The sequence below is a fragment of the Actinophytocola oryzae genome, assembly GCF_004364325.1.
GTDB lineage: Bacteria > Actinomycetota > Actinomycetes > Mycobacteriales > Pseudonocardiaceae > Actinophytocola > Actinophytocola oryzae.
Genome location: NZ_SOCP01000014.1, coordinates 175446 through 199733 on the forward strand (window position 1 = coordinate 175446; position 24288 = coordinate 199733).

Sequence of the window (24288 nt, forward strand, 5' to 3'; positions counted from 1 at the left end):
CCGCGGTATGTCGGCGTCAGCCGGTCTCGTCGCGGCGCTGGTCGCCGTTCCGCACGAGGTCGAGGTCGTCGCGGGCGCGGGCGACGCGAGAGCGAACGGTGCCGACCGGGCAACGGCAGACGGCCGCCGCCTCCGCATAGGACAGGCCGAGGACCTGCGTCAGCACGAGTGCCTCCCGGCGTTCCGGGTCGAGCGCATCGAGCAGGACCGTGAGCTCGACGATGTCCTCGAAGCCGGCGACGTTCCGGTGCGCGGCCGCCTGTCGCAGGTCGGCGACCTGCGTCCAGTCGGCCGAACCGGCGGTACGCGGCCGGCATCGCAGGGCCCGGAGGTGGTCGACCACGACGTGCCGGGCGATGGACAGCAGCCAGGTCCGTGCGGAGGCCCGGCCCGCGAACCGGGTGAGGCTCGGGATCGCACGGAGGTAGGTTTCCTGCGTGAGGTCGTCGGCGAGATCGACACGGGTGAGGTGGGCCATCAGGCGCCACACGTCGCGTTGAGTGGCGCGGACGAACCTCTCCAGAGCGGCACGGTCGCCGGATCGGGCGGCGAGCGCCAATCCGGTCAACTCGTCACCATCCGTAGGAACCCGCACAACGGAATGATAACGACAAGCCAGTGATCTGGGGAATATCCATGGGAACCAATCCCGGTATGTGAGCGACCATGACTGACGTGGACTGCATGACGTGCCGTGAAGCCCTGTCGGCCCGCCTCGACGGCGAGGCCGAACCGGTGCCTGCCGAGCAGACCGACGAGCACCTGGCCTCGTGCTCGGCGTGCCGGTCCTGGCAGACGCGGGCCGGCGAGACGTCGCGGCTGCTTCGGGTCCGTCCGGCGGCCGAGGTGCCCGACCTGAGCGCCGCCATCCTGGACCTGGCGGCGCCCCCGTCCGGCGTCCGCGGCTGGTGGGCGCGGATCGCCCTCGTCGCCGTCGCGGCGGCGCAGATCAGCCTCGCGCTGTCCCAGATGCTGGGGATCGGCGTCCCGCACGCGGTCGCACACGGCGAGGTGCCGGTGGCCGGGCACCTGTTCAACGAGAGCACCGCGTGGAACCTGGCGCTGGGGATGGGCCTGCTGTGGGCCGCTTTCCGTTCGCGCGCCACCTCCGGGCTCATCCCGGTGCTGGGTGGGTTCGTCGTGCTCCTCGGGATCTACTCCGCCCACGACCTCGCCACCGGTGTGGCGCCCGCGTCCCGCGTGATCGGGCACGGCCTGCTGTTGCTCGGGTTCGGGCTTCTGGTCGTGATCAACCGCCGGTACAACGAGCCGACGCCCCAGCCCGGTCAGTCCCTCGACGAGGCCCGTGATGATCTGCCCCCGGAGCCCGGAACCGTCGAAGCCGGTCCGGCGGCCCAGGACAAGCCCGGCGGGAGCACGCGCCGCGAGCGGCACCTGCGCCCTGCCGGGCGGCACCGCGCGGCCTGACCCGCCCGCACCCGGCGACGGGGATGCGACGGCGTGGAAGTTCCCGACGACACCCCGGGAACTTCCACGTGGCACGAAACGACTATTGGGGTCATGTCCGTCAACGAGGCGGTCCGGCGCGCCGGACCGCGTGGAGCCAGTACCGGTCCGGCGCATCGGCGGTGTCCGGCAGCCGGCAACAGTCGTCCGCACACGCGCGTGGGTTCCCGGCGTCCGCGACTGGTCGTCGCTCGCCCGGCTGACGTGGCGGGGCGTTCATGATCGCGGTCGTCGCGGGTGTGCTCGCGCTGGTACTCGTCGCCGGTTGCGGCGTGGTGATCGGTAGGGGTGGTGTCGGCGATCTGGTGGCGCGGTTGAACCCGATGGCCAAGCTGGCCGTGTTCGGCGTCGTGCTGGTGTTGGTGGCGGCCACGGGATGGACGCTCGGGTCGGTGGTTGGACCAGTCGGCGACCAGCCGGTCCCATCCGCGCCTTCCGGGACGGGCCACGGCGACAGCGGACATGGTGGATGACGATGACGGTGGCGCCGGAGCACGCAGAGCTCGAGCTGACGATCGGGGGCATGACCTGCGCCGCGTGCGCGATGCGGGTCGAGAAGAAGCTGAACAGGCTCGACGGTGTGACCGCCACGGTCAACTACGCCACCGAGAAGGCGACCGTGCGGTTCCCCTCGGGAGTCGAACCACGCGAGCTCGTCGCACAGGTCGAGGCCGCGGGCTACTCGGCACACCTACCCGAACCGGCGGCAACCGCCGAGTCCGAACAGGACGGTGCACTGCGTTCGTCGCGCCGACGACTTGTCGGTGCGATCCTCCTGTCCACACCGGTGATCTTGCTGGCGATGGCCCCGGCGCTGCAGTTCCCGTACTGGCAGTGGCTCTCGCTCGCGTTGGCCGCGCCGGTGGTGTCGTGGGCGGCCTGGCCCTTCCACCGCGCTACCTGGCTGAACCTGCGCCACGGTGCGGCGAGCATGGACACGCTGATCTCGATCGGCACCCTGGCCGCCTTCGGCTGGTCGCTGTACGCCCTGGTCTTCGGCACCGCGGGCACCCCGGGCATGAAGCATCCGTTCACGCTGACTCTCCAGGCCACGGGCGGCAGCGGCAGTATCTATCTCGAGGTGGCCGCCGGGGTCACCGCGTTCATCCTGGCCGGCCGGCACTTCGAGGCGCGGGCCAAGCGGCGTTCGGGGGCGGCGTTGCGGGCTCTGCTCGAACTGGGCGCCAAGGACGTCGCCGTGCTGCGGGACGGAGCCGAGTGGCGGATCCCGGTCCGCGCGCTCGCGGTGGGCGACCGGTTCGTGGTGCGGCCCGGCGAGAAGATCGCCACCGACGGCGTGGTCGAGGAGGGCAGCTCCGCGGTCGACGCGAGCATGCTGACCGGCGAGTCCGTCCCGGTGGAGGTGTCCACACAGGACGCGGTGGTCGGTGGGACGGTCAACGCGGGCGGCCGGTTGGTCGTGCGTGCCACCCGGATCGGCGCCGACACCCAGCTGGCGCGGATGACGAGACTGGTGGTGGACGCCCAGGCCGGCAAGGCACGCGTGCAGCGGTTGGCCGACCGGGTGGCGGCGGTCTTCGTGCCGATCGTGATCGGGCTGTCGGTTGGCACCCTCACGTTCTGGCTCGGTGTCGGTGAGCCCGCGACGGTCGCGTTCACGGCCGCGGTCGCGGTGCTGATCATCGCCTGTCCGTGCGCGCTCGGTCTGGCGACCCCGACCGCGTTGCTGGTCGGCACCGGTCGGGGTGCCCAGCTGGGTGTCCTGATCAGGGGGCCGGAAGTCCTCGAGTCCACTCGCCGGGTGGACACCGTCGTCCTGGACAAGACCGGCACCGTCACCACCGGCCGGATGTCCCTTGTGGACGTGCACACGGCCGGCGGCGTCGATCCGGTCGACGCGCTGCGGCTGGCCGGCGCGGTGGAGAACGCCTCGGAGCACCCGATCGCCCGTGCCGTCGCCGACGCCGCCCGGGACAAGGTGGGTGAGCTGCCCGACGTCGAGACGTTCTCGAGCCAGGCCGGCCTCGGCGTGCGGGGAGTCGTGGACGGACACACGGTGGTCGTCGGCCGACCGGCTCTGGTGGCGCGGCACGGCGTGCCGCCCGAACTGGCGGCTGCCCAGGCTGACGCGGAGGAACGGGGTCACACGGCGGTCCTCGCCGCGTGGGACGGACGGGTTCGCGCGGTTCTGGTGGTCGCGGACACGGTCAGGTCCACCTCGGCCGACGCGGTCGCCCGGCTGCGGCGGCTCGGCCTGACCCCCGTGCTGCTGACCGGGGACAACGCGACCGTGGCCCGCTCGGTGGCGCACGAGGTCGGCATCGAGCAGGTGATCGCCGAGGCGCTGCCCGAGGACAAGCTCGCCGCGGTCACGCGTCTTCAGGCCGACGGCAAGGTCGTGGCGATGGTCGGCGACGGTGTCAACGACGCGGCCGCGCTCGCGCGGGCCGACCTCGGACTGGCCATGGGCACCGGCACCGACGCCGCCATCGAGGCCGCCGACCTCACCCTGGTCCGCGGCGACCTCGGCGCGGCGGCCGACGCCATCCGGTTGTCCCGCCGCACCCTGGCGACGATCAAGGGCAACCTGTTCTGGGCGTTCGCCTACAACGCCGCCGCCGTGCCGCTCGCCGCCGCCGGCCTGCTCAACCCGATGATCGCAGGCGCCGCCATGGCGTTCAGCTCGGCGTTCGTCGTCTCCAACAGCTTGCGGCTACGGCGTTTCCGCTAGAGCGAGCCGTGGCCGCCGACCGAAAGGACCTCACACGGACATGACCGAATCGATCTACATCGTCAACGGCATGAGCTGCGGGCACTGCGCCGCCTCGGTGACCGAGGAGGTCGGCGGGCTCGACGGCGTGCGCGGGGTCCAGGTCGACGTCGACACCGGCCGGGTGGTCGTCACCAGCGAGGCGCCGCTGCCTGTCGAGCAGGTCGTCCACGCGGTGCGGGAGGCCGGTTTCGAGGTCGCCGGCTGAGTCCGGGCGGGCCCGCCGCGGCATCGCCACGAAGTTTTTCGAACTGCCGGGAACTTCCACCCGGTCGTGGACGACTTGTGGGCACCGAGTGTGGTGAGTGTGAGGAGATGTCGTGTTTGCCTCGACCGCGCTGTCTTTCGTGTTCACTGTGGTGTTCGCCGTGACCGGGATCTACTCGTTGGCTCGACTGGCCGCGGTGCTGGCCGGTGAGGGCACGCCGGAGGACCGGCTCGTCGAGCTGTTCCACCTGGTGATGAGCCTCGCGATGGTAGGGATGGCGTGGGCGTTCGTCGGCGGCCCGGAGACCACGGGCGGCCGAGCGCAGATCGTCTTCTTCGGCGCGTTCACGATCTGGTTCGTCTACCGCGCCGCGACGCACAGCCGTCTCACGAACGGCTACCACTTCGTGATGGCCGCGGCGATGACCTGGATGGTCGCCGCCATGCCGCTGATGATGGGGACCTCCGGCGGCTCCTCCGGTGGGGGCGGTCACCACGGCTCCGCCGCGCCGTCGGAGATGCCCGGCATGGACGGCCCCGCGACGGTGACCCCCACGCCCGGCTGGGTGACCGCGGTGACCATCGGGTTCGCCGTCCTGCTGCCGGCTGCCGCCGGTTGGTGGGCGCTTCGCGTCCTCCGCACCGACGAGGAGGCTCGCCCGGCGTCGAGCGGCGGCGTCGCGACTCTCGCCCCGGCCGTCCCGCGAGTCCGGATCGACGTGGGCTGTCACGTACTGATGAGTCTCGGCATGGCCGGGATGCTCGTCGCGATGCTCTGAAACCCCTGCACACGGAGAGGACATCCCCATGTCCGAACAGGTCGATTCGCGGGTTGACCAGGAACCGCCGGAGCCCGACGAGCTGCCCGTGCCGTCCCAGCGCGGCCGGAACTTCTCCTGGTGGTCGGACCTGCGTCCGCTGGTCCTGCGCCTGCACTTCTACGTCGGTGTCCTCGTCGGCCCGTTCATCCTCGTCGCCGCGATAACCGGGCTGCTGTACACCATCACCCCGCAGCTCGACCAGATCATGTACGACGACGCACTGCACGTGCCCGTCGGGACGAACCAGCTCGACCTGCGTGACCAGGTCGAGGCCGCGTCGGCCGCGGTTCCGAACGGGACGGTCACCGAGATCCGCCCGCCGATCGCCCCGGACTCGACCACCCGGGTCACGTTCGCCGCGCCGGGCGTGGCCGAGGACTACGCGCGGACCGCGTTCGTCGACCCCTACACCGGCAAGGTCACCGCCGTCCTCGACACCTTCGGCGAATGGCTCCCGGCGCGGGCGTGGATCGACACGCTCCACCGCACCCTGCACCTCGGGCAGGTCGGCCGGATGTACACGGAGCTGGCCGCAAGCTGGCTCTGGGTGCTGGCGCTCTCGGGCATCGCCATCTGGACCGTCCGACGGCGCCGCACCGCCAAGGTCCGGCGCACCCTGCTCCCGGAACGCTCCGCCCGCGGCCGCGCACGGCTGCGGTCCTGGCACGGCTCCGTCGGGCTCTGGATCGCCATCGGCATGCTGGTGCTCTCCGTGACCGGGCTGACGTGGTCGACCTTCGCGGGCGCCAACGTGAGCGCACTGCGAGCCGATCTCGACTGGACGACACCGCAGGTGTCCCAGGAGCTGCCCACGGGATCGGGCACGGCCGCGGCCACCGACCCCGACGAGCTCGGCGAGACCGCCGACCGGGTGCTGGCCGCCGCACACGAGGCAGGCATGACCGACCCGGTGGCGATCACCCCGGCCGCGGAAGCCGGTCAGGCCTGGCGGGTGGCACAGGTCAAGCGCTCACTGCCACTGCGCCAGGACGCGATGGCGATCGACCCGTCGACCGGACAGGTGCTCGACACGGTCCGGTTCGCCGACTGGCCCCTCATGGCACAGGCCGCCACCGCGGGCATCTCCCTGCACATGGGCATCCTGTTCGGGATCACCAACCAGCTCCTGCTGGTCGTCCTGGCCGTGGGCATCATCTTCGTCGTCCTCTGGGGCTACCGCATGTGGTGGCTCCGCCGCCCGACCCGCCCGGGCGCGACCGCCCCCGGCGGAAAGCTGAAGCCCAGCGCCGCGTCAGTCGGCGTGGCCGCCGCGGTGGCCATCGCACTGGGCGTCTTCTTCCCGGTCTTCGGCGTCTCGCTGCTGGCCTTCCTCGTCGGCGACGCCCTGTGGCAACACCTGCGACCGCCCCGCCCCGGTGTCCCGGAGGATGCCGACGACACTGCCGACGCCCCGGGTGCTCAGCTCCGGTAGGACTCGGGGAGGTAGGCCGTCTCGCCGGGTGTGACCGCCGTTTCCTGCAGGCGCAACGCGGCGGTGAGGATGCGCTGCTGCTGGGCGGTGTCCTTCGGCGCGCCGAGAGCGGCACCCATCGGGGTGTCGGCCGTCGCGATGCGGGGCGCGCCCAGCTGCGCGGCGACCGTGGGCAGGGACGCGATGATCACGGTGGGCATGCCTGCCTGCTCGATCAGCCGTTGCAGCACCACGGCGGCGCGGTGGCAGCGCAGGCATCGCCGACCGGGTCGCCGCGACCACCTCGGCGGCCCTGCTGTCCGTGATCGCCGAGGGCGGCGCGGACCGAATGCGCGTGTGCGACGCCGAGGGCTGCCAGAACGCCTTCGTGGACCTCTCCCGCAACGGGTCACGCCGCTTCTGCAGCTCCCGTGCCTGCGGGAACCGCACGCACGCCGCCGCCTACCGGGCCCGCCGACGCGAGTAGCAGCGGTCGACGACGTGTGGTGCGCGCGAGAGCCCTGTCCACACACTCGACGAAGCCGGCGGATGGCTGCTTTTGGCATTCCGTTCCACGCCTGGCCGTCGGAGGTGGGGCCCGTGGAAATAATTCCGCTCCGCGATCGTTCTCACAGTCCAAGGTCGCGTACGGACGAGTGGAGCGGTGAGTGTCGGAACCACGTGTGGCAGCCGCGCCGGCTGAGCGGGTGCGAACGCTGGAGTTGTTCTTCGACCTGGTCTTCGTGTTCACGATCACCCAGGTCGCGGCGGTGCTCACCGCGGCGCCGGACGGGACGGGGCTGTTCAGGACGGTCGTGCTGCTCGGGCTCGTCTGGTGGATGTACGGCGGGTACGCGTGGCTCACCAACTCGCTCGACCTCGAGCGGACCGGGCCGCGGCTACTGCTGCTCACCGGCATGGCCGCGTACTTCGTCATGTCGCTCGCGGTGCCCAGGTTCTTCGACGACGGGCCGTTCGGGCTCGTCATGGGCCTGGCCTACCTGGTCGTCGTGGTGGTGCACGCGGTGGGCTTCCTCGGCACGTCGGGCCGCGCCGGCATCGCGCGGATCGGGCCGGTGAACGTGCTCGGCGCGCTGCTCGTCGTGACCGCGGGGATCGTGCCACCGGACGCGCGTGTGTGGGTGCTGCTCGGGGCGGTCGCGGTGGCGTGGTCATCGCCTGCCCTGGTGGGAATCGGCGGGTTCGCCGTCGGTGCGGGGCACTTCGTCGAGCGTCACGGGCTCGCCCTGATCATCCTGCTCGGCGAGTCGATCATCGCGGTCGGGACCGCGGCGTCCCACGACGGGCACGTGCTGACCATGATCGCGGGTCCGCTGCTCGCGCTCGCGGTCAGCGCGAGCCTGTGGTGGCTGTACTTCGACCGCGAGGAACGGGACAGCGAGGCGCTGCTCGACGAGATGCCGCCCGACCGGCGTGGCCGCGCCGCGCTGGCGTCGTTCGGCCACTCGTACCTGGTGATCATCGCCGGGGTGACGGTGGCCGCGGTCGGCATGAAGAAGGCGGTCACCTACCTCGACGAGCCGCTGCACGGCCTTGCGCTGTGGCTGATGCCGCTCGGCGTGGCCGGCTGTCTGGTCGGCCTCGCGCTCTTCCACCGCGCCCTCACCCCGAGCTGGCCATGGCGCAGGCTCGTCGCGGCGGCCGCGGTGCTGCTGTGCGTGCCCGCCGGGCTCGTCGGCGGTTGGCTCATGCTCGCCGTCGCCGTGGTCGTGCTCGGCGCGCTGATCGGCGGCGAGCGCGGCCGGGGGTAGCGGGCGGCGCACTCGCCGTCGCTGGTCCGCCGGCGTGGCTCAGAGGCGTTCTATCCAGATGTTGCGGAACCGGGGGTTGGCGCCGGGATCGCCGTGGTCCTGGAGCTTGACGTGGCCGGGCGCGGGCGTTTCCGGTCTGCCCGCGCCGGTGGGGCCGTCGACGGGGACGTCGTCGTGCACCAGCATTCCGTTCCACCGGACGGTGATCCGCGCGTTCTCGACCTTGGTGCCGCTGCTGTCGAAGCGGGCCGCGTGGAACTCGAGGTCGTAGGTCTGCCAGGTGCCCGGCGGAGTGGCCGCGTTCACGTCCGGCGCCTTCTTCCGGTAGATCGCGCCTGCCGAGTCGAACACCGGTGGCAGGCCGTAGGACTCCAGCACCTGCAGCTCGTAGCTCTCCTGGATGTACACGCCACTGTTGCCGCGTGCCTGGCCCGTGACCTCCGGCGGGTAGTCCGGCTCAAGCCACTCGACGTGCATCCGGAAGTCGCCGTAGGTGTCCTTCGTGCGGATGTCGCCGCCGCTCGACTCCACCGAGCCGTCCGCGACGGGCCACGTCGCCGGGCCGCCTGCCGTCGACTCCCAGGCGTCCAGGTTGTCGCCGTCGAACAGGGTCTCCCGGGTCGACGGGGTGACGGTGAGCTTGTCCAGGTTCACGTGTCCGGTGTCGGTCGGGTCGTACGCGTAGGTGATGGTGTTCGCGCCCGGGTTGAGCGTCACCGTCTCCACGTGGGTCGCCCACGTGTCCCAGCCGACCGTGCTGGCCAGCCAGATCTGCTTCTGCTTCACGCCGTTGACGTACAGGCTCATCGACCTGGGGAGGGGGTTCGGGTCGGAGTTCTGTCCGTTCGCGTACCGCAGTGCGAGGTCGTACGTGCCTGCGCTGCCCGCGCGCACCGAGAACCTGGTGCTGGTGCCCGGAGCCCAGTTGTGGTCGACGAAACCGGCGCCGGAGTAGCCGGTGTGGTTGGTGTTCCACGCGGTACCGCCTGCCAGTGCGGCGGACTCGGCCTCGTACTCCGGGGGCGCCGTGGTGCCGTCGGGCAGCCGGTTGAGCGTGTACCACGCCTCGGTGCTCCACAGCTCCTCGCCGGATGCCGAGTCGAACGGCCGAGGTGAGTGCACGTACACCACGCGGCCCGGCTTCAGCCCTGCCACCCGCAGTGTCACCTTCCTGTGGTCCGGCGACAGCGTCGCCGAGGTGACGCCGAGGGTCTCCTGGTCGACCTTCGGGCCGCCGTACTGCGGGGTGGGTACGTACCGCCACTGTTCGGCCTCGTACTTCGCGACGAGGTCCCGCGCGGTCTCGTCGGACAGCGGCTGGGTGTACTCGAGTTCGAAGCCGCCGTCGACCGCGCGCATGGCGTGGATGTCGAACGCGTTGGTGCCGTTGAGGGTCAGCTTCTGCAGGCCGTATTTGAGCTTGCCGGTCTGGCCCCAGTTGCCGTCCGCGCCGATGCCGCCCGTGTAGATCGCGCCGTCCGGACCGAGGCTGATCCGGCTGACCCCGGACTCCAGTCCCTGCGTCATGCGGAACACCGCGCCCTGGTACTCGCCGCCGACCTTCTCCAGGTACGCGCGTTGCAGGCCGCCGTAGGTGACGTCGCCGAAGACCATCTGGCCCCTGAACACGCCGTCGGGCAACACGATCGGATTGCTCGGCGAGTTGGAGATCTCGCCGTGCGGCAGCCAGAGCACGGGTTCGGTCACCGGCTCGCTGTCGTACGGGCCGTCCGGGTTCATGTGGTGGTTGTAGAAGGCGCCCTGCCTGATGCGCACCAACTTCGACGCGGGCACGTACATGCCCTGGTTGTCGGTGACGAAGACGTCGCCTTCCGGACCCCAGCCGATGCCGTGCGGTGTGCGCAGCCCACCGGCCACGACGGACACCTCGCCGGTGTCCTTGTCGACCCTGAGGCTGGTGCCGCGGTTGGGCGCGGGCTGCGGGTCGGCGGTCGTGCCGCCGTGGTTCATGGCGATGCCGAGGTTGACGTAGAAGTACCCGTCCTCGTAGAGCATGCCGAACGCGAACTCGTGGTAGTTGCCGCTGAACGGCCAGGTCGCGACCCTGCGGTACTCGTCGGTGACCTCGTCGCCGTCGTTGTCCACGAGCGCGGTCAGGCCGGGTTTCTCGGACACGTAGATGGTGCCGTCGACGTACTTGAGCCCCATCGGCTCCTGGAGGTCGGTCGCGATCCGTTTCGTGGTCACCCTGGACGGGTCGGTGTTCCCGGTGACGCCGTCGACCAGGTACACCTCGCCGATCACGGACTCCTGGGCGCCGCCCCAGGTGGCGATGGCCAGGCGGCCGTCCGGCAGCCAGTCCATGCCGGTCACCTGCGGCTCGAAACCGGCGGGCCGCAGGTTCGTCAGCGTGTAGTCCGGGTGCACGCCGGTCAGCGGCAGGCCGTCGCCCGGGGAGTCGGTGACGCCCTCGCACTCCTTGCGGCCGGGCGAGGTGACGCGGGTGACGCCCGCGTCGGTGCTCAGCACGCCGTTCGGCACGACGACGAACCCGGCCGCACCCGGCGGTCGCCACTCCAGCTTCAGCGCCTGGTCGAAGTCGCCGTCGAAGTGGTCGATCCGCAGCGCGTGGTAGCCCGTGGCCAGCTCGGCGGAACCGTCCTTCGGCGTTGCGCCGTGCCTGCCGGGGTGGTCGACCACGGTCGCGCCGTCGAGGAACAGCCTGGCGCCGTCGTCGCTGGTGAGCCGGAAGTCGTGGGTGCCGGCTGTGGTGATGTCGAGGTAGCCGGTGACCTCGGTGACGAACCTGTCCGTGAGGCCGAAGTCCTCGGCGGTGGACCAGTCGACCGTCGGCATCAGCTTGTCGATGTTGGGTGTCTGGCCGGGTTTGAGGGTGCAGTAGTCGTCCAGCGGCACCTGCACGTCGAACACCCGCAGGGTCACGCCCGGTTCCTGGGGCGGGAGGTCGGGTTGCGCGGAGGCCTGAACGGGGACGACCAGGAACGTGACGACCGCGGCGAGCAGGGCGACGGGCAGCCGCATGGGCCCTCTCCTCGGAGACCGGAACGCGCCCCACGCTCCGATGCGCGACGACTGCGTTACTCACAGCAAACGGCAACTTTCGTCGGAGGTCAACCAAAGGCCGCGTGGAAAAGGGCCGCCCGTCCGGCCCACTGTGGACGTATCGTCTACACGTCCGCACGTCGGTGAGGGTCGAGGGAGATGACATGGGACGCGTCAGGCCGTTGATCCTCTGCTGTGCGCTGGCCGTCGGTCTGGTCGCCGCGGCGAACCCCGCGGCGTACGCGACGCCGGGACGGACGCGGTTCACCCCGGGTGCGCCGGGCGCGGGAGACCCGTACTTCCCCGACATGGGCAACGGCGGCTACGACGTCAGCCACTACGACATCCGGCTCGCGTTCGACCCCGCGACCAAGGCGATCGCCGCGACCACCACGGTCGTCGCCAGGGCCACGCAGGATCTCTCCCGCTTCGACCTGGACTTCCAGGGGCCGCTGACGATCAGCAGGCTCTCGGTCGACGGGCGCGGCGCCGCCTTCACCCGCAGTGGCGCGCAGGAGCTGGTGATCACCCCGCCTGGCGGACTGCGGAAGGGGCGAACGTTCACCGTCTCGGTGAGCTACGCCGGTGTCCCGCAGAACATCGACGACCCGGCGCTGGGCGTGTCCGGCTGGGTGGCCACGGCCGACGGGGCGGTGGCGCTCAACCAGCCGATCGGCGCGGCCACCTACTACCCGGTGAACGACACCCCCAACGACAAGGCGACCTACACCCAGACCGTCACCGTGCCACGCGGCCTCACCGTGCTGGCCAACGGGGAACCCGGACCGACCACCACGCACGCCGGTCAGACCACCTACCGCTGGACCATGAACCGGCCGATGGCCAGCGAACTGAGCATGATCGCCATCGGCAACTACGACGTCACCCGTGGCGTGACGGCCGATGGACTCCCGAACATCACGGCGATCGGCACGTCGATCGACACCAAACCCGGTCAGGGCAAGGTGTTCAACCAGACCACGGCACAGGTCGTCCACTGGGAGTCCTCGCTGTACGGGCGGTATCCCTTCGACTCGACCGGTGGGATCATCGGTGACGTGGGCGTCCACTACGCCCTCGAGACGCAGGGCCGACCCTTCTACGACCAGACCGACAGCGACGTCGACGGCGACCTGCTCGCCCACGAGCTGGGCCACCAGTGGTTCGGCGACAGCCTCAGTCCGGTGCGCTGGTCGGACATCTGGCTCAACGAGGGGTTCGCCACCTACTCGGAGTGGCTCTACCAGGAGAAGTTCGACGGTGTCCCCGTACAACAGTCCTTCGCGAAGGCCTACGCCGACGAGGACGACTGGAGCGGCAAGGTCGCCGACCCCGGACGCGACCACATCTTCGACGACCTCGTCTACACCCGCGGCGCCCTGACCCTGCACGCCCTCCGCATGACGATCGGCGACAACGCCTTCATGCGGCTGCTCAACCAGTGGCCGACCACCTACCGGTACGGCAACGTCTCCACGCGGACGTTCATCCAGTTCGTCGAACGACTGACCCACCGCGACCTCGGCGCGTTCTTCCGCACCTGGCTCTACCAACCCGGCCAGCCCAGACTCTGACCGCCGCACGCCTCCTCACCACTGCCGACCCGACACGCACGGTAGCCGTTCACGAGAGGGTTCACCCGCTCGACGGTCAGGGTTGGATGGCTCTGGTCAGCGGCCTCGTCACCGCCTCTTCGTGGCGGGCTCGGGGCTTGCCGTTGAGTGCTACCAGCCAGATCGCCAGGATGACCGCGCCGATGGAGCCTGTCCACGTGCATGCCCCGGTGGCACCGGTCACGCCCAGCACCAGCGTGGCACCCAGTAGTGAGCTTGCGGCGACGCCCAGAAACACGACGATGAGTGCTCCTGTGCTGATGTGTGCTCGCATGGCGCCCCCTCCCTCAGGTGTGGCTCCGTCCAACCCGGGATGCCCCGGCGCGACGGGTTCAACCGCCCGCGGACGAATCGGCTTCGCGCGGGCGCAGCAGTCCGTGCGGCGCGGTCGGTGGCAGGTGGGTCCCGGTGGGGACCTCGGCGTCCGCGGCGATCCTGCGGTGGGCGCCGATCAGCACGGGGTTCGTGGCGCGTGGTGACCCGACGTGCGCACCCCGGCCCACCGTCACTCCTTCGCTGAGTACCGACTTGGCGACGGAGGCCCCCGACCGCACGGTGACGTCGCCCATGAGCACGCTGTGACGCACCTCGGCGCCGCGTTCGACGACGGCCCCGGGGCCGATGACGCTGTTGACCACCGTGCCCGCCACCCGCGAACCGGGCGAGAGCCAGGCGCGGTCCAGCTTCGCTTGTCCGTTCACCCTGGCGGGCGCGCGTGACGGCATCGACGTCAACATCGCCCACGACGGATCGTCCATCCGCATCTTCGGGCGGTCCGCGAGCAGGTCGAGGTTCCCCGCGAGGTAGGCGGCCGGGGTGCCCAGGTCACGCCAGTAGCCGTCGTGGTCGACCGAGGACACGCTGCCGGCCTCGATCATCCTCGGCAGGAGGCGTTCGCCGTAGTCACCCAGATTCTCGCCGGACCTGGACAGCTCGCGCAGGTGGTTGCCCAGTGCCTTCGGCTGGTAGAGGAAGACCTCGGTGCTCACCTGCCTGCCGTCCGGGGAGTCCGGTTTGTAGGCCACGTCGCGCACCCGGTCGCCGTCGGTGTGCACGAGCATGTACCTGGACGCGTCCTCGCCGGGCGGCAGCGTGGTCGTGACCAGGGTGGCGTCCACCCCGCCGTCCACATGAGCCTCGACGGCCCCGCGGTAGTCGAACCTGAACAGGTGATCGGCACTGCAGACCAGGACCACATCGGGCTCGGCGGCCTCGATGATCGACCAGTTCTCGGCCAGGGCGTCGGCATTCCCACCCGCGAAGCCGTCCTGGCCCTCACCCTGGAACGGCGGCAGGATCCGGAAGCCGCCCCTGGTCCGGTCGAGGTCCCACGGTCGCCCGTTGGCCAGGTGCTCGTTGAGCAGGTGCGGCTCGTACTGCTGCAACACCCACACCTCGGTCAGTCCACTGTGGGCAGCGTTGGACAGGGAGATGTCGATCAACCGGTAGTGGCCGCCGACCGGAAGGGACGGCTTGGCGCGCCCCTCGGTCAACGGCCCGAGCCGAGAGCCCTTCCCGCCGGCGAGCACGATGCACAGGACCCGCGGCGGACGCGTCATCGACACCATCTCCACACTCTGCACGACGGTGTCGTGATCCGCTCATCGGGCAGGAGCGGGTGCGGTGTCGGCGTCGGTACTACGAGGTGATCGGCCCGAGCAGGTAGTTGCCCGGGGCGTCGGGGTCCTCGCTGAGGTAGAAGTCGGAGACGGCCTGGCGGAACTCGGGGTGGCTGATCACGCCGTCGCCGTCGAGGTCCAGCCTCCTGAACGCCTCGCGGGAGTGGTCCGGGGAGACTCCGAGTGCCTCGTACATGCGCACGTACTCGTCGAAGTCGAGAATGCCGTCCTTGTTGGTGTCCAGGGCCCTCATCACCGCGTCGGCGATGGCCATGATCGCGTCCTCGAAGTACTCGGGGGTGGTGACGTTGACCCGCATGACGGTGACGAACTCGTCGCGGGAGATCCTGCCGTCGCCGCCGGTGTCGCCGTGCTCGAGCAGCAGTTGCCACAGCAGGCCGAACGCGTCGTGGATGGCGGTGATGGCGACCTGGTCGTCGGCCCGGGCCACCTGCGCGAAGACGTGGGCCGTTGCCTCGAGGTCGTCCTGCGTGAGGCTGCCGTCCTCGTCCAGGTCGAACCAGTCGAAGACGATGCTGAACTTCTGGTGCTTCAACGCACTGGTCATTCGTGGGTCCCCTGGGTTCGCGCGACGCGCCCACCACGGCGATCGGCGCTACACCGACGGACTCTACGACCGCCCGCGCCCCGTTGACTGTCCACATCGGATCGTTTCACCACACCGGGTGAATTCCGGGGCTGCCGCCGCGCACACCGCGGTTCGCCTTCTGTCCGACGGCCCGCCCGGCCCGACCAGACCGGTGACTTCGCCGCCCTGTGGTGCAGCCACGCCACCAGGGCGGTCGTTCTGGTCACCGACGCGCTTCCCGGTGGTTTCGACGACCTGCTGTCACGACGCTTCGCAACTGCCGCAAAGGTGCAGCGCGTTCCGCTGGGGGTCCCGGGCGGGGTCGATCCATGGAGGTGGGATGCCGTCGATCATGCGTGCCGTCCACTCACCCTGGTGGACCAGCGTGTGGTGGTAGCCGCACAGCAGCGCGGTGTTGTCGATCGACGTCGCCCCGCCGTCGGACCAGTGCACGAGATGGTGGGCGTCGCACCACTCGGGTGGGCGGTCGCAGCCCGGCGCGACGCAGCCCCGGTCGCGCGCGATCAACGCCCGTCGCAGCGGGCCGACGGCCAGCCGCGAGTATCGCAGCCGGCCGACCGCGTTGGAGAACCATGGAGAGGTGCCGTCGCAAACCGACCGGCTATGTTCTGTAGAGCATGGACACGGCACCGTGGTGGGGTTCAGGCCTGTTCACCCTTGGAGGTGGCCTGCTCGCGACGACAGCCACGGTCACCCTCGGCATCCTGAACAGGCGAACCGAACGGCGGCGGCTCGCGAGGACCGAGAAGATTGCCGCTTATCCGGAACTGCTCGGGGCCGCCACCAGGCTCGCCGAGTTGGCTGTCTGGCCGGACACCGCGGATCCACGTGACCGCGTCGCCGAGATCGAACGGCTCGTCGACCGCATTGCCTTCTTCGCGCCTTCGAGTGTCAGTACCACGCTAGGGCCGGTGCTGGCCTCCGCTCACGAACTCGCGGGCCTCGTGACGCGGATCCGTGCGGACAGCAGCCCCGGACACGGCGATCGAATCGACCGACGCCTCGCCCCGCATCACCGGGACGCCGTCGACCGGCTGCGGGAGGCAGTGGCGGCATTCACCAACGCCGCTCGTGCGGACCTCGAGATCCGCACTCCCTACACGCCTATCGACACCCAGGGTGACGCCGCCGGTACAATAAGCGAAAGAGCCGGGAGCCGGGAGCCGGGAGCCGGGAGCCGGGAGCCGGGAGCCGGGAGCCGGGAGCTAGGTAGGGCACTGGGGCTGTGTCATGCTGCCTGACCAGGCAGGAACGTCCGTTTGGGACACCTTCCCGGTTTCGCGCGTCGTGCTCATGGTCTGTCGCACCCTCACGTCCACGATCAGGCTGCTCGAAACGCACCAGCTCTTCCGTGACGACGTCCGTCTGCGGTTTCTCTTCGCGGTCGACGAAGGCTCTCGGTTCGGGGCCACCGCCGAGCGGCTGCTGCGGCTGGCCGGAGCCCCGGACATCGTCGGGTGGGGTGACGTGCGGGGTTTGCGGCCCGACCTGACGCTCGCGGCCAGTGAGAACGTCGACATGGCCGCACTCGGAGGCGACGTGATCGTGCTGCCGCACGGTGTCGGGTTCAACAAGTTCGTCCCCACCCGCGACGGGGCCGGTGTGCGGGTCGCCGGTGTGCCCGACGCGGCCTCGTTGCGCACCGGTCGGCTCCGGCTGACGCTCGCCCATCCCTCGCAGGACACACAGTTGCGTGCCCTGTGCGCCGACGTCGTCGGGCACACCGTCGTCACCGGTGATCCCACGCTCGACCAGCTCGCCGCGAGTCTGCCGCTGCGTGACCGCTACCGCGAGCTGCTCCACGCCGGCACCGCGCGGACCGTGCTCGTCAGTTCCACCTGGGGCAGCGAGTCCTCGGTCGGCCGTTGGTGGACGTTGCCGACGGACCTGCTCGCCGCCCTGCCCTCGGACGAGTACCGCGTCTGCCTCGCCCTCCATCCCAACGTCTGGGCCAGATACGGCTCCCTCGGCGTCGAGAACTACCTCGCCGGGGCCCTCGACGCCGGCCTGGTGCTCCTCCCACCCGAGGCAGGCTGGCACGCCGCCCTCGTCGCCAGCCACGTCGTGATCGCCGACCACGGCTCGCTCGCGCTCTACGCCGCCGCGCTCGGCAAGCCCCTGCTGGTCACCGGCAACGCCACCGAGGTCGTGCCCGGCACCCCGGTGGCCGACCTCGTCGCCACCGCCCGGCACCTCGACCGCCACGCCCCACTCGCGCCACAGGTCGAGCGTGCGCGGACCGACGAGTCGCTGCGACTCGTCGCCGATCGTGCCTTCGCACACCGCGGTGAGGCCGTCTCCCGGCTCCAGCGGGAGCTTTACCGGGCGCTCGATCTCGAACCGCACTCGGACCACGGTCTCCACCGCGTGGCCGATCCCGTCGTCACCCGCCGGGGGCCCTGGTCGTTCCGGACCGCAGCCTCGACGGACGGTGACACCACCGTGCTCGTCCGGTATCCCGCCGCCGCGAAGCCCCGCTCCGCCGGGCACCTCGTGGTCACCGACGACGAGACGGATCTTCGGCTGCACGAGCGTGCCGCCGTCGTCTGCCGGGACCGGGTCATCGACCGCGACCTCGCTCGCGGCTGGGCACACAATGCCCTGGACACCCATCCCGGCGCCCGGCTCGCCGTCGTGGCCGTACCCGGTGGTTGCCTCGTCGCGGTGCGCGGCGGCACCGAGTTCCTCGTCGACGCCGGCGGGGCCGTCGACGTCCCCGCACTCGGGTCGTTCTGTTACGAGCGTCTGCTCGCGGGAGAGCTCGGTCCTGGCGAGCGGACACTTTCCGTTGGCGGCAGGCGTTTCGCCGTGCGTGTCACGCCGGTCCGAGGTCGGTGAGCCGACGCTCCAGTTCGTCGACCGCGCCGCTGCCCAGTCCCAGGTGCAGATCTCTTGCCCTGACCAGACATTCTCGTGCGCCTCGCACGTCACCGTCGTCCGCGAGCAGGTCGGCCAGCAGTTGCTGTGCGTGCGCCTCGTGGACGGCGTCGCCGCTGTCGCGTAACACGGTGATCGCCCGTTCGAACCAGGATCGTGCCGCCGGGACGTCGGTCGTCGCGAGGTGCGCGCGTGCCAGGCCGGTCATCGCCCGGCCCACCATGCGTGGGTCGCCGACCCGTTCGACCAGTCCCAGGGTGCTGTTCAACGTCGCCACGGCCGCACTCGGCTCGCCCGCGCCGAGCTGGGCGTTGCCGACGAACACGCCGACGAAGGCCTCGCCTCGGAGGTCGCCCTCCGTGCGGAACAACTCGAGTGCCCGCCCGAACGCGACCACCGCCGAGGCCGGATCGCCCTCCGCGTCACGCAGACGACCGTCCATCTCGTGGATCGACGCCATCAACCGGGGGTCCGACAGCCTGTCGGCCAGCGCGAACGCGGCGTCCACCTCGCGGCGGGCGCGAGGAAGATCGCCGAGGTCGGTCCACGGGCGGGACACGAAGCTCCGCAACCGTGCCTCGGCCGCGGCGTGTCCGGCGAGGGCCGCCGCGCGGGCGCCACGGTCGCTGGTCTCGGTCCAGTCGAGCAGGTAGCGCCGGGTCACGTACAGGGCGGTGGCGGCCTCGGCCAGCTGCCAGGTCAGCTCGTGCCACTCGTGTTCCGCGCACAGGCGGACCCCGGCTCCGAGCAGCCCGCGCTCGGCCTCCAGCCAGCGCAGCGCCTGGCGCCGTCCCTGCGGGCCGGGGAAGGGATCCTGCCTGCCGGCGAGCAGTCGGGCGTGCGGCGTGCACCGGTACCGGCCCTCTCCGAGGACCGCGCGGTCCGCGAACGCGGCCAGCACCAGCAGCTCCGCCATCGTCCGGTGCACGGCGGCGGTCCGCTCGTCGGCCGTGTCCTCGGCGAACGCCCGCTCCTCGGCGTGTCGGCGCACCACGCCGGGCAACGCGAAGCGTCCGCCGTCCCGTTCCTGGACCAGTCCGGCCTCGACGAGGTCCTCCAGCAGCCGGGCGGCGACCCGCTCGGTGACGCCACCCGCGACCGCGGCCAGCCCCAACGCCACGTCCGGTCCTGGGAGCACGCCGAGCACGCGGTACATCGCCGCCACGTCGCCCGGCAGCTGCCGGTAGATCAGCGAGAACACCGCGGTCTCCTTCGCCGAGCTGCCCTCGCGACGCTCGTCCTCGATGTCGGCGACCAGTTCGGTGACGGTCAGGCCGCCGCGCCGGATGAGCCGCCCGGCCGCCGCACGCAGCGACACCGGCAGCCCGTCACACAACGCCACCAGCTGCCGGGCCGCCACCGGTTCCTCATCCAGCCGCTCACCGCACAGCTCCCGCAGCAGCGCGACGCCCGCGGCCTCGTCGAGTGGCGCCACGTCCACCACCTCCGCGCCGTCCAGCCGCAGCTCGGTCAGGCGTGCGGTGCTCGTCACCAACACGACGCTGCCCGGCGCACTCGGGACCAGCGGGGTCACCTCCGACGGCTCGGCGACGTCGTCGAGCACCATCAGCACCGGCCGTGATGCCGTCCTCGTGCGGAACAGCCGGACACGGTCGTGTTCGGCAGCCGGCAGCACCGACGCCGACACCCCGAGCGCGAACAGACACGACGCCAACGCGTCGCTCACCGAGACGCCACCGTCCTCCGTACGGGCGAACTCGACGAGCAGCTCACCCCCGGGGAAGGCGTCACGATGCCGTTCCACCGCCTTGCGCACCAGCACCGTCTTGCCCACGCCGGGGAGGCCGGTGAACACCGCGATCCGCGTACCTGACCGGCCTTCGCCCGCCACCAGCCCGGAAACGACCGCCAGCTCCCGTTCCCGGTTCACGAACCGGCCGGGCCACGGCGCCAGCTGATGCGGAACCTCGTCCACCCCATCGCTGCGCACACCAGCCTCCCCAGTACGAACCCGCGAACCGACGGTGACCGCAACCATACGGGAGACCACCGACAGTGATGTCTCGGCAGGCGAGCCCGGTCCTCCGCCCATCCGTCAGGTTTTGTGGCTGCCTTCGTGGTGGTGTGTGATCGCGAGCATGGCGATCGTGTTGCATACGCCGGAGGTCGACGGCTTGGGCGCGGCTGTGAAGGCGTTGCGGGAGTGGCAGAGCGACGACGCGCCGACGCAGTTGCACCCCGGGGACGTGGGCTGGTTCTGGCGGTTCGGGGCGGCGGCGACGGCCGCGGCGCTCCGCACCTGGAGCCGGGACGGGCGGGTTCTCGCCGTCGGGTTGCTCGACGGGCCCGCGCTCCTGCGGCTGACGGTCGCGCCGGACGCCCGGCTCGACGAGGAACTGGCGTGGCGGCTGGTTCAGGACCTGAAGGGCGGTGTCCTGCCCGCGGGGAAGGTGTTCGTCGAGGTGCCGCCCGGGGTGTTGGTTCGTGAGCTGCTGTTCCAGGACGGCTGGCACGACGACGAGCCCTGGACTCCGCTGCGGCTCGACCTCGCCACGCCGGTCCGTGACCCCGGCGTGCGGATCGAAGTGGTCGGGCCCGGGCAGGCGCACCTGTGGTCCCTCGTCCTGCGGGCGTCCTTCGACAGGTCGACGTTCACCGACGAGCGCTGGCAGGCAATGGCTACCGGGTCGCCCTTCGCGGACGCGCGGTGTCTTGTCGCCTTCGACGAGCAGGGCGACGCGGTGGCGGTGGCGACGGTGTGGTCGGCCGGCACGGGGAAACCCGGGGTGCTCGAGCCGGTGGGTGTGCACCGGGACCAGCGGGGGCGTGGGTACGGCAGGGGCATCACCCTCGCCGCGGCGGCCGCCCTACGGGACCTTGGCTCGTCCAGTGCGGTCGTCTGCACTCCCAGCGCCAACGTCGGTGCCGTCGCGACCTACGCCTCCGCCGGCTTCGAGCGGCTTCCCGAGCGGCTGGACCTCTCCCGGGGCCTCTGGGGACCCACGGCCTCGTAGAGGGGGAGTCGCACTGCCCGCGCGACGGCCGCACGGCCATCAGCGCCTTCCAGGACTTCGGCGGCGCACACCGCACTGTGGACCTTCACCACCCCGTCGCACGGCGTGTTCACCCGCGCCACGAACATGCGGGAGTCCCCACCGGCCCGTGGGACCAGCCCCGCACGGAACTGTCCTGACGGACCAGGCCTCGTGCGTTGTACCAGCGGGCGACCGGGACAGGAAGGGTTTTCGCCAGCACCGAAACGCTTCCCGGGCCGACAGCGCGTCCATAGGCTGCGGCGGTTCCGAAGGGAGAACCCCAATGGTCCCGCCATCACTGAGAATGCGCGCCATCGCCGTCGCAGCCCTGCTGGTCGGGGGTGTGCTCACCGCGTCGGCGTCCGCCGCCGCCGCGCCCGCGCCCCGAACCGTTACCTACCACGGGTACCAAGTGGACGTTCCCGCCGGCTGGCGGGTGGTCGACCTGGCGAAGCAACCCGAGACCTGTGTCCGCTTCGACGTCGAGACCGTCTACCTGGGACGGCCCGGCGCGCAGAACGACTGCCCGACTCGTCTCGTCGGCCGCACGGCCTCGCTGGTGGTCGAACCACTGGCCGGGCTGCCGCCCGAGCAGGTGCCCGAGGGGGTGGTGACCGCGCCGGAGGGCTCGGCCAAGCCGCCGAAGGACGCCACCTCCCACGACGGCGCGATCCGGCTCGCCGTCGAGGACGCCGGGGTGCTGGTCACCGCCGCGCACAACGAGACCACCGAGTCGGCGGTGCGCGAGTTGCTGGACACGGCACGGCTCGTGCCAGGTGGGACGCCCGCGGCGTTGCCCGCCACCCCGCTGGTGGCCGCCGCGTCGATCGTGGCGCCGGGCACCTTCGAGGGCAAGGGTTTCGACGCCTGCACGGCACCCCCGCAGGCCAGCATGAACGCGTGGCTGGCCTCGCCCTACCGGTCGATCGGCATCTACATCAGCGGCAGCTTCCGCGGCTGCTCGCAACCCAACCTGACCGCGAGCTGGGTCGCCACCCAGTACTCGAAGGGCTGGCAGTTCGTCCTCACCGACGTCGGCAGGCAGGCGCCGTGCACCTCCTTCAGCCTGAAGATGTCCACGGACCCGGCCACCGCGAAGTCCCAGGGCGTCACGGCCGCCGACGCCGCGGTCACGGCCGCCACCGCACTCGGGTTCGGCAGCGGCAGCGCGATCTACAGCGATATCGAGAACTACACGTCGACCGCGTCGTGCAAGGCGAGCGTGCTGTCCTACGTCAGCGGCTGGACCGAGCGGCTCCACGCCAAGGGCTGGCTGTCCGGTGTGTACTCCAGCGCGTCGTCGGGCATCAAGGACCTGTCGAGCGCCTACAGCAGCACGGCCTACACCCGGCCGGACCACATCTTCTTCGCCTGGTGGAACAGTGCGGCGGACACCGACACGGGTTCGTACGTGCCGGCCGGCCAGTGGGCGAGCCACCAGCGCATCCACCAGTACGTCGGCGAGAACCAGGAGACCTACGGCGGCGTCCGCATCAACATCGACCGCGACTACCTCGACGTCGGCACGGGCAACCCGGTGCCGTGTGACTCGGTGAGCCTGGACTTCAGCGCCTACCCGTCGCTGTCGTCGGGGACGACCGGCAACGCGGTCAAGGCGGCCCAGTGCCTGCTGGCGACCTCCGGGCAGCTGCCCGCGGCCACCAACCCGAGCGGGAGCATGGACGCGGCGACCGTCGCGGCGGTCAAGGCGTTCCAGCAGTCGCGGAGTCTTCTTGCCGACGGGATCGTCGGTGCCCACACGTGGACCGCGCTGCTGTCCACAGGGGACACACCGGCGCTGAGCCAGGGCTCGACGGGCACCGCGGTGCGCAGGCTCCAGCGCTCGCTCACCGCGGCCCTCGGCACGACGGTCGGCATCGACGGCGACTTCGGCCCGGCCACGGAGACCGCGGTGCGTTCGTACCAGAGCTCCCGGGGCCTCGGCGTGGACGGTCAGGTCGGACCGGCCACCTGGGGTGCGCTCAAGGCCGGGAAGTGAGGCTGGGGCGCGGGCCTCGGATCATTGTGCGAAGCCCGCGCCCCACCAACAGATACCCCGGGGGAACATGACGGCGCCCGGCCACAGTCCACCCCGGCAGCCCGACCTTCGCCGGGACGCAACCCGCACGTGAGAATGCGGGGAGGCGGACTAGTTCTCGCAGAGCAGGGCTCTTCCCAGTGGGGTGAGGGAGTGCAGCACCGACTGGCCGTTCTGCCGGGTGTCGACGAGGCCCGCCGCCCTCAGGGTGGTCGCCTGTTGGCTGGCGGCCGAGATGCTGGTGCCGGTGCGGGAGGCGACGTCGCTCGTGGTGCCGGGGTACTCGCCGAGGACCTCGAGCACCCGCGCACGGGTGCGGCCGAGCAGCGCCGCGAGCGATTTGCGGTCGTCGTCGGGTTCCGACCAGCCCACCGCGTGCTCGATCGGGTACACGAGCGTCGGCTCGAACTCGACGTCGCGGAAGGTCGTCGGCAGGCCCCAGCAGAAGAACGACGGCACCAGGTGCAGGCCACGCCCGCCGAGGTACAGGTCGTGTTCCACCGGATAACCCACCTCCAGCACCGGGTAGTGCCAGCGGGCCGTGGGGTGGAGGCCGCTCAGTGCCGCCTCCCAGCCGCCGTCGGCCAGGGCCGCGCTCAGCCGGGCCCGTTCCTGGTTGACGCCGGCCCGCACCCGCGCCCAGTAGGGCGCCAGGCACGCCGCGAAGTACCGTTCTGCGGCCTCGACGAGCGTGTTCAGGGTTTCGGGGCGACCGTCGGCCAGTTCCGCGGTCCACGCCGGGAGCTTGCGGCTGCCCGCGAGGATGGCCAGGTCGGTGCGCAGCCTGCCCCGGGGCGTACGCCGCAGGGTCTCCAGCGCCTCGTCCAGTGACGGTGCCTCCGTCATCGGGGTGAGGAAGTCGGCGAAGTAGCCCGTGACCGGGACCAGGTCGGTCAGCAGCCGGGTGGTCGCCGGCGTGCGGGCGGCCACCGACCGGCGCCACGCACCGAAGACGATGTCGCCCTCCCGACCACGCAGGCGGTTGGTGCTGAGCAGGAGCTCCCACATCGGCTGGGGCCCGGTGCTGATCCGGGTCCTGGCCAGGTCCTCCGGGGTGAAGTGGACGCGCAACATCACGTCTCCCTTTTCGGCGCGCACGCGC

22 protein-coding genes are annotated in these 24288 nt (G+C 71.1%); 13 read left to right on the forward strand and 9 right to left on the reverse strand.

The features are described 5' to 3' along the window. Window positions 1-16: 16 nt before the first annotated feature. On the reverse strand, window positions 17-568 hold the full coding sequence (locus CLV71_RS32460) for a sigma-70 family RNA polymerase sigma factor (protein WP_208297853.1): 552 nt from the start codon (window positions 566-568) through the stop codon (window positions 17-19). Window positions 569-684: 116 nt separating this feature from the next. On the opposite strand from CLV71_RS32460, the gene CLV71_RS32465 reads away from it, so the two are divergent. From CLV71_RS32465 to CLV71_RS32490, 6 genes are all read left to right on the forward strand, one after another. Continuing rightward, entirely contained in the window at window positions 685-1428 is a 744-nt protein-coding gene (locus CLV71_RS32465) for a zf-HC2 domain-containing protein (RefSeq protein ID WP_166664344.1), read from the forward strand. A 257-nt stretch (window positions 1429-1685) separates the two neighbouring features. After that, window positions 1686-1940, forward strand: coding sequence for a hypothetical protein (locus CLV71_RS32470; RefSeq protein ID WP_133906693.1), 255 nt, complete (start codon window positions 1686-1688; stop codon window positions 1938-1940). Window positions 1941-1942: 2 nt separating this feature from the next. Next, window positions 1943-4159, forward strand: a complete 2217-nt coding sequence (locus tag CLV71_RS32475; protein ID WP_133906694.1) for a heavy metal translocating P-type ATPase — start codon at window positions 1943-1945, stop codon at window positions 4157-4159. A gap of 40 nt (window positions 4160-4199) precedes the next feature. Then, the gene (locus tag CLV71_RS32480) at window positions 4200-4406 is read left to right on the forward strand and encodes a heavy-metal-associated domain-containing protein (protein WP_133906695.1); all 207 of its coding nucleotides are present in this window, start codon (window positions 4200-4202) and stop codon (window positions 4404-4406) included. A gap of 112 nt (window positions 4407-4518) precedes the next feature. After that, window positions 4519-5184 (forward strand): DUF5134 domain-containing protein, encoded by a 666-nt coding sequence (locus tag CLV71_RS32485; protein WP_133906696.1) that lies wholly within the window; start codon window positions 4519-4521, stop codon window positions 5182-5184. A gap of 28 nt (window positions 5185-5212) precedes the next feature. Next, window positions 5213-6658: a PepSY-associated TM helix domain-containing protein gene (locus CLV71_RS32490; protein WP_208297854.1), complete on the forward strand. Its 1446-nt coding sequence runs from the start codon at window positions 5213-5215 to the stop codon at window positions 6656-6658. Here the strand turns inward: CLV71_RS32490 and CLV71_RS50735 are convergent. Next, a complete protein-coding gene (locus CLV71_RS50735; RefSeq protein ID WP_133906697.1) occupies window positions 6646-6891 on the reverse strand; it encodes a hypothetical protein in 246 nt (81 codons plus the stop codon). The genes CLV71_RS32490 and CLV71_RS50735 overlap by 13 nt on opposite strands. Before the next feature lie 68 nt (window positions 6892-6959). Between CLV71_RS50735 and CLV71_RS49590 the strand changes: the two genes are divergently transcribed. Together CLV71_RS49590 and CLV71_RS32505 are read left to right on the forward strand one after the other, a co-directional pair. After that, window positions 6960-7124: a CGNR zinc finger domain-containing protein gene (locus CLV71_RS49590; protein ID WP_243866864.1), complete on the forward strand. Its 165-nt coding sequence runs from the start codon at window positions 6960-6962 to the stop codon at window positions 7122-7124. Between the two features lie 181 nt (window positions 7125-7305). After that, window positions 7306-8409 (forward strand): low temperature requirement protein A, encoded by a 1104-nt coding sequence (locus CLV71_RS32505; protein ID WP_133906698.1) that lies wholly within the window; start codon window positions 7306-7308, stop codon window positions 8407-8409. 39 nt (window positions 8410-8448) lie between these two features. Here the strand turns inward: CLV71_RS32505 and CLV71_RS32510 are convergent, their stop codons facing one another. Next, complete coding sequence (locus tag CLV71_RS32510; protein ID WP_133906699.1) at window positions 8449-11412, reverse strand: 3-keto-alpha-glucoside-1,2-lyase-like domain-containing protein; 2964 nt, start codon at window positions 11410-11412, stop codon at window positions 8449-8451. A 185-nt stretch (window positions 11413-11597) separates the two neighbouring features. Here CLV71_RS32510 and CLV71_RS32515 point away from each other — a divergent pair, with 185 nt between their 5' ends. Further along, the gene (locus CLV71_RS32515) at window positions 11598-13007 is read left to right on the forward strand and encodes a M1 family metallopeptidase (RefSeq protein ID WP_243866866.1); all 1410 of its coding nucleotides are present in this window, start codon (window positions 11598-11600) and stop codon (window positions 13005-13007) included. Between the two features lie 76 nt (window positions 13008-13083). Here the strand turns inward: CLV71_RS32515 and CLV71_RS32520 are convergent, their stop codons facing one another. The 4 genes from CLV71_RS32520 to CLV71_RS32535 form a co-directional block, all read right to left on the reverse strand. Continuing rightward, a complete protein-coding gene (locus CLV71_RS32520; protein ID WP_133906700.1) occupies window positions 13084-13320 on the reverse strand; it encodes a hypothetical protein in 237 nt (78 codons plus the stop codon). A gap of 58 nt (window positions 13321-13378) precedes the next feature. Continuing rightward, entirely contained in the window at window positions 13379-14605 is a 1227-nt protein-coding gene (locus CLV71_RS32525) for a glucose-1-phosphate adenylyltransferase family protein (RefSeq protein ID WP_133906701.1), read from the reverse strand. A gap of 79 nt (window positions 14606-14684) precedes the next feature. Further along, entirely contained in the window at window positions 14685-15233 is a 549-nt protein-coding gene (locus CLV71_RS32530) for an EF-hand domain-containing protein (RefSeq protein WP_133906702.1), read from the reverse strand. A 282-nt stretch (window positions 15234-15515) separates the two neighbouring features. Beyond that, window positions 15516-15782: an HNH endonuclease signature motif containing protein gene (locus CLV71_RS32535; RefSeq protein WP_243866868.1), complete on the reverse strand. Its 267-nt coding sequence runs from the start codon at window positions 15780-15782 to the stop codon at window positions 15516-15518. A gap of 110 nt (window positions 15783-15892) precedes the next feature. On the opposite strand from CLV71_RS32535, the gene CLV71_RS32540 reads away from it, so the two are divergent. Then, complete coding sequence (locus tag CLV71_RS32540; RefSeq protein ID WP_133906704.1) at window positions 15893-16516, forward strand: hypothetical protein; 624 nt, start codon at window positions 15893-15895, stop codon at window positions 16514-16516. Between the two features lie 52 nt (window positions 16517-16568). Further along, window positions 16569-18113, forward strand: a complete 1545-nt coding sequence (locus tag CLV71_RS32545; protein WP_133906705.1) for a hypothetical protein — start codon at window positions 16569-16571, stop codon at window positions 18111-18113. On the opposite strand, the gene CLV71_RS32550 is transcribed toward CLV71_RS32545, so the two are convergent. Then, on the reverse strand, window positions 18091-20103 hold the full coding sequence (locus CLV71_RS32550) for a P-loop NTPase family protein (protein ID WP_166664345.1): 2013 nt from the start codon (window positions 20101-20103) through the stop codon (window positions 18091-18093). The genes CLV71_RS32545 and CLV71_RS32550 overlap by 23 nt on opposite strands. A 148-nt stretch (window positions 20104-20251) precedes the next feature. Between CLV71_RS32550 and CLV71_RS32555 the strand changes: the two genes are divergently transcribed. Continuing rightward, window positions 20252-21127 (forward strand): GNAT family N-acetyltransferase, encoded by an 876-nt coding sequence (locus tag CLV71_RS32555; RefSeq protein ID WP_133906707.1) that lies wholly within the window; start codon window positions 20252-20254, stop codon window positions 21125-21127. A gap of 304 nt (window positions 21128-21431) precedes the next feature. Then, window positions 21432-23147, forward strand: a complete 1716-nt coding sequence (locus CLV71_RS32560) for a glycoside hydrolase domain-containing protein (protein ID WP_133906708.1) — start codon at window positions 21432-21434, stop codon at window positions 23145-23147. Window positions 23148-23297: 150 nt separating this feature from the next. On the opposite strand, the gene CLV71_RS32565 is transcribed toward CLV71_RS32560, so the two are convergent. Continuing rightward, window positions 23298-24260: a MarR family transcriptional regulator gene (locus CLV71_RS32565; protein WP_133906709.1), complete on the reverse strand. Its 963-nt coding sequence runs from the start codon at window positions 24258-24260 to the stop codon at window positions 23298-23300. Window positions 24261-24288: the final 28 nt, after the last annotated feature.

What these genes read in the sequence shown, in the direction of transcription:
- CLV71_RS32555 (WP_133906707.1), top strand. Translation starts at nt 20,252, where the DNA reads ATGGCGATCGTGTTGCATACGCCGGAGGTCGACGGCTTGGGCGCGGCT.
- CLV71_RS32510 (WP_133906699.1), bottom strand. Translation starts at nt 11,412, where the DNA reads ATGCGGCTGCCCGTCGCCCTGCTCGCCGCGGTCGTCACGTTCCTGGTC.
- CLV71_RS32490 (WP_208297854.1), top strand. Translation starts at nt 5,213, where the DNA reads ATGTCCGAACAGGTCGATTCGCGGGTTGACCAGGAACCGCCGGAGCCC.
- CLV71_RS32545 (WP_133906705.1), top strand. Translation starts at nt 16,569, where the DNA reads ATGGTCTGTCGCACCCTCACGTCCACGATCAGGCTGCTCGAAACGCAC.
- CLV71_RS32520 (WP_133906700.1), bottom strand. Translation starts at nt 13,320, where the DNA reads ATGCGAGCACACATCAGCACAGGAGCACTCATCGTCGTGTTTCTGGGC.
- CLV71_RS32525 (WP_133906701.1), bottom strand. Translation starts at nt 14,605, where the DNA reads ATGACGCGTCCGCCGCGGGTCCTGTGCATCGTGCTCGCCGGCGGGAAG.
- CLV71_RS32480 (WP_133906695.1), top strand. Translation starts at nt 4,200, where the DNA reads ATGACCGAATCGATCTACATCGTCAACGGCATGAGCTGCGGGCACTGC.
- CLV71_RS32470 (WP_133906693.1), top strand. Translation starts at nt 1,686, where the DNA reads ATGATCGCGGTCGTCGCGGGTGTGCTCGCGCTGGTACTCGTCGCCGGT.
- CLV71_RS32565 (WP_133906709.1), bottom strand. Translation starts at nt 24,260, where the DNA reads ATGTTGCGCGTCCACTTCACCCCGGAGGACCTGGCCAGGACCCGGATC.
- CLV71_RS32530 (WP_133906702.1), bottom strand. Translation starts at nt 15,233, where the DNA reads ATGACCAGTGCGTTGAAGCACCAGAAGTTCAGCATCGTCTTCGACTGG.
- CLV71_RS32560 (WP_133906708.1), top strand. Translation starts at nt 21,432, where the DNA reads ATGGTCCCGCCATCACTGAGAATGCGCGCCATCGCCGTCGCAGCCCTG.
- CLV71_RS32515 (WP_243866866.1), top strand. Translation starts at nt 11,598, where the DNA reads ATGGGACGCGTCAGGCCGTTGATCCTCTGCTGTGCGCTGGCCGTCGGT.
- CLV71_RS32540 (WP_133906704.1), top strand. Translation starts at nt 15,893, where the DNA reads ATGGACACGGCACCGTGGTGGGGTTCAGGCCTGTTCACCCTTGGAGGT.
- CLV71_RS32465 (WP_166664344.1), top strand. Translation starts at nt 685, where the DNA reads ATGACGTGCCGTGAAGCCCTGTCGGCCCGCCTCGACGGCGAGGCCGAA.
- CLV71_RS32475 (WP_133906694.1), top strand. Translation starts at nt 1,943, where the DNA reads ATGACGGTGGCGCCGGAGCACGCAGAGCTCGAGCTGACGATCGGGGGC.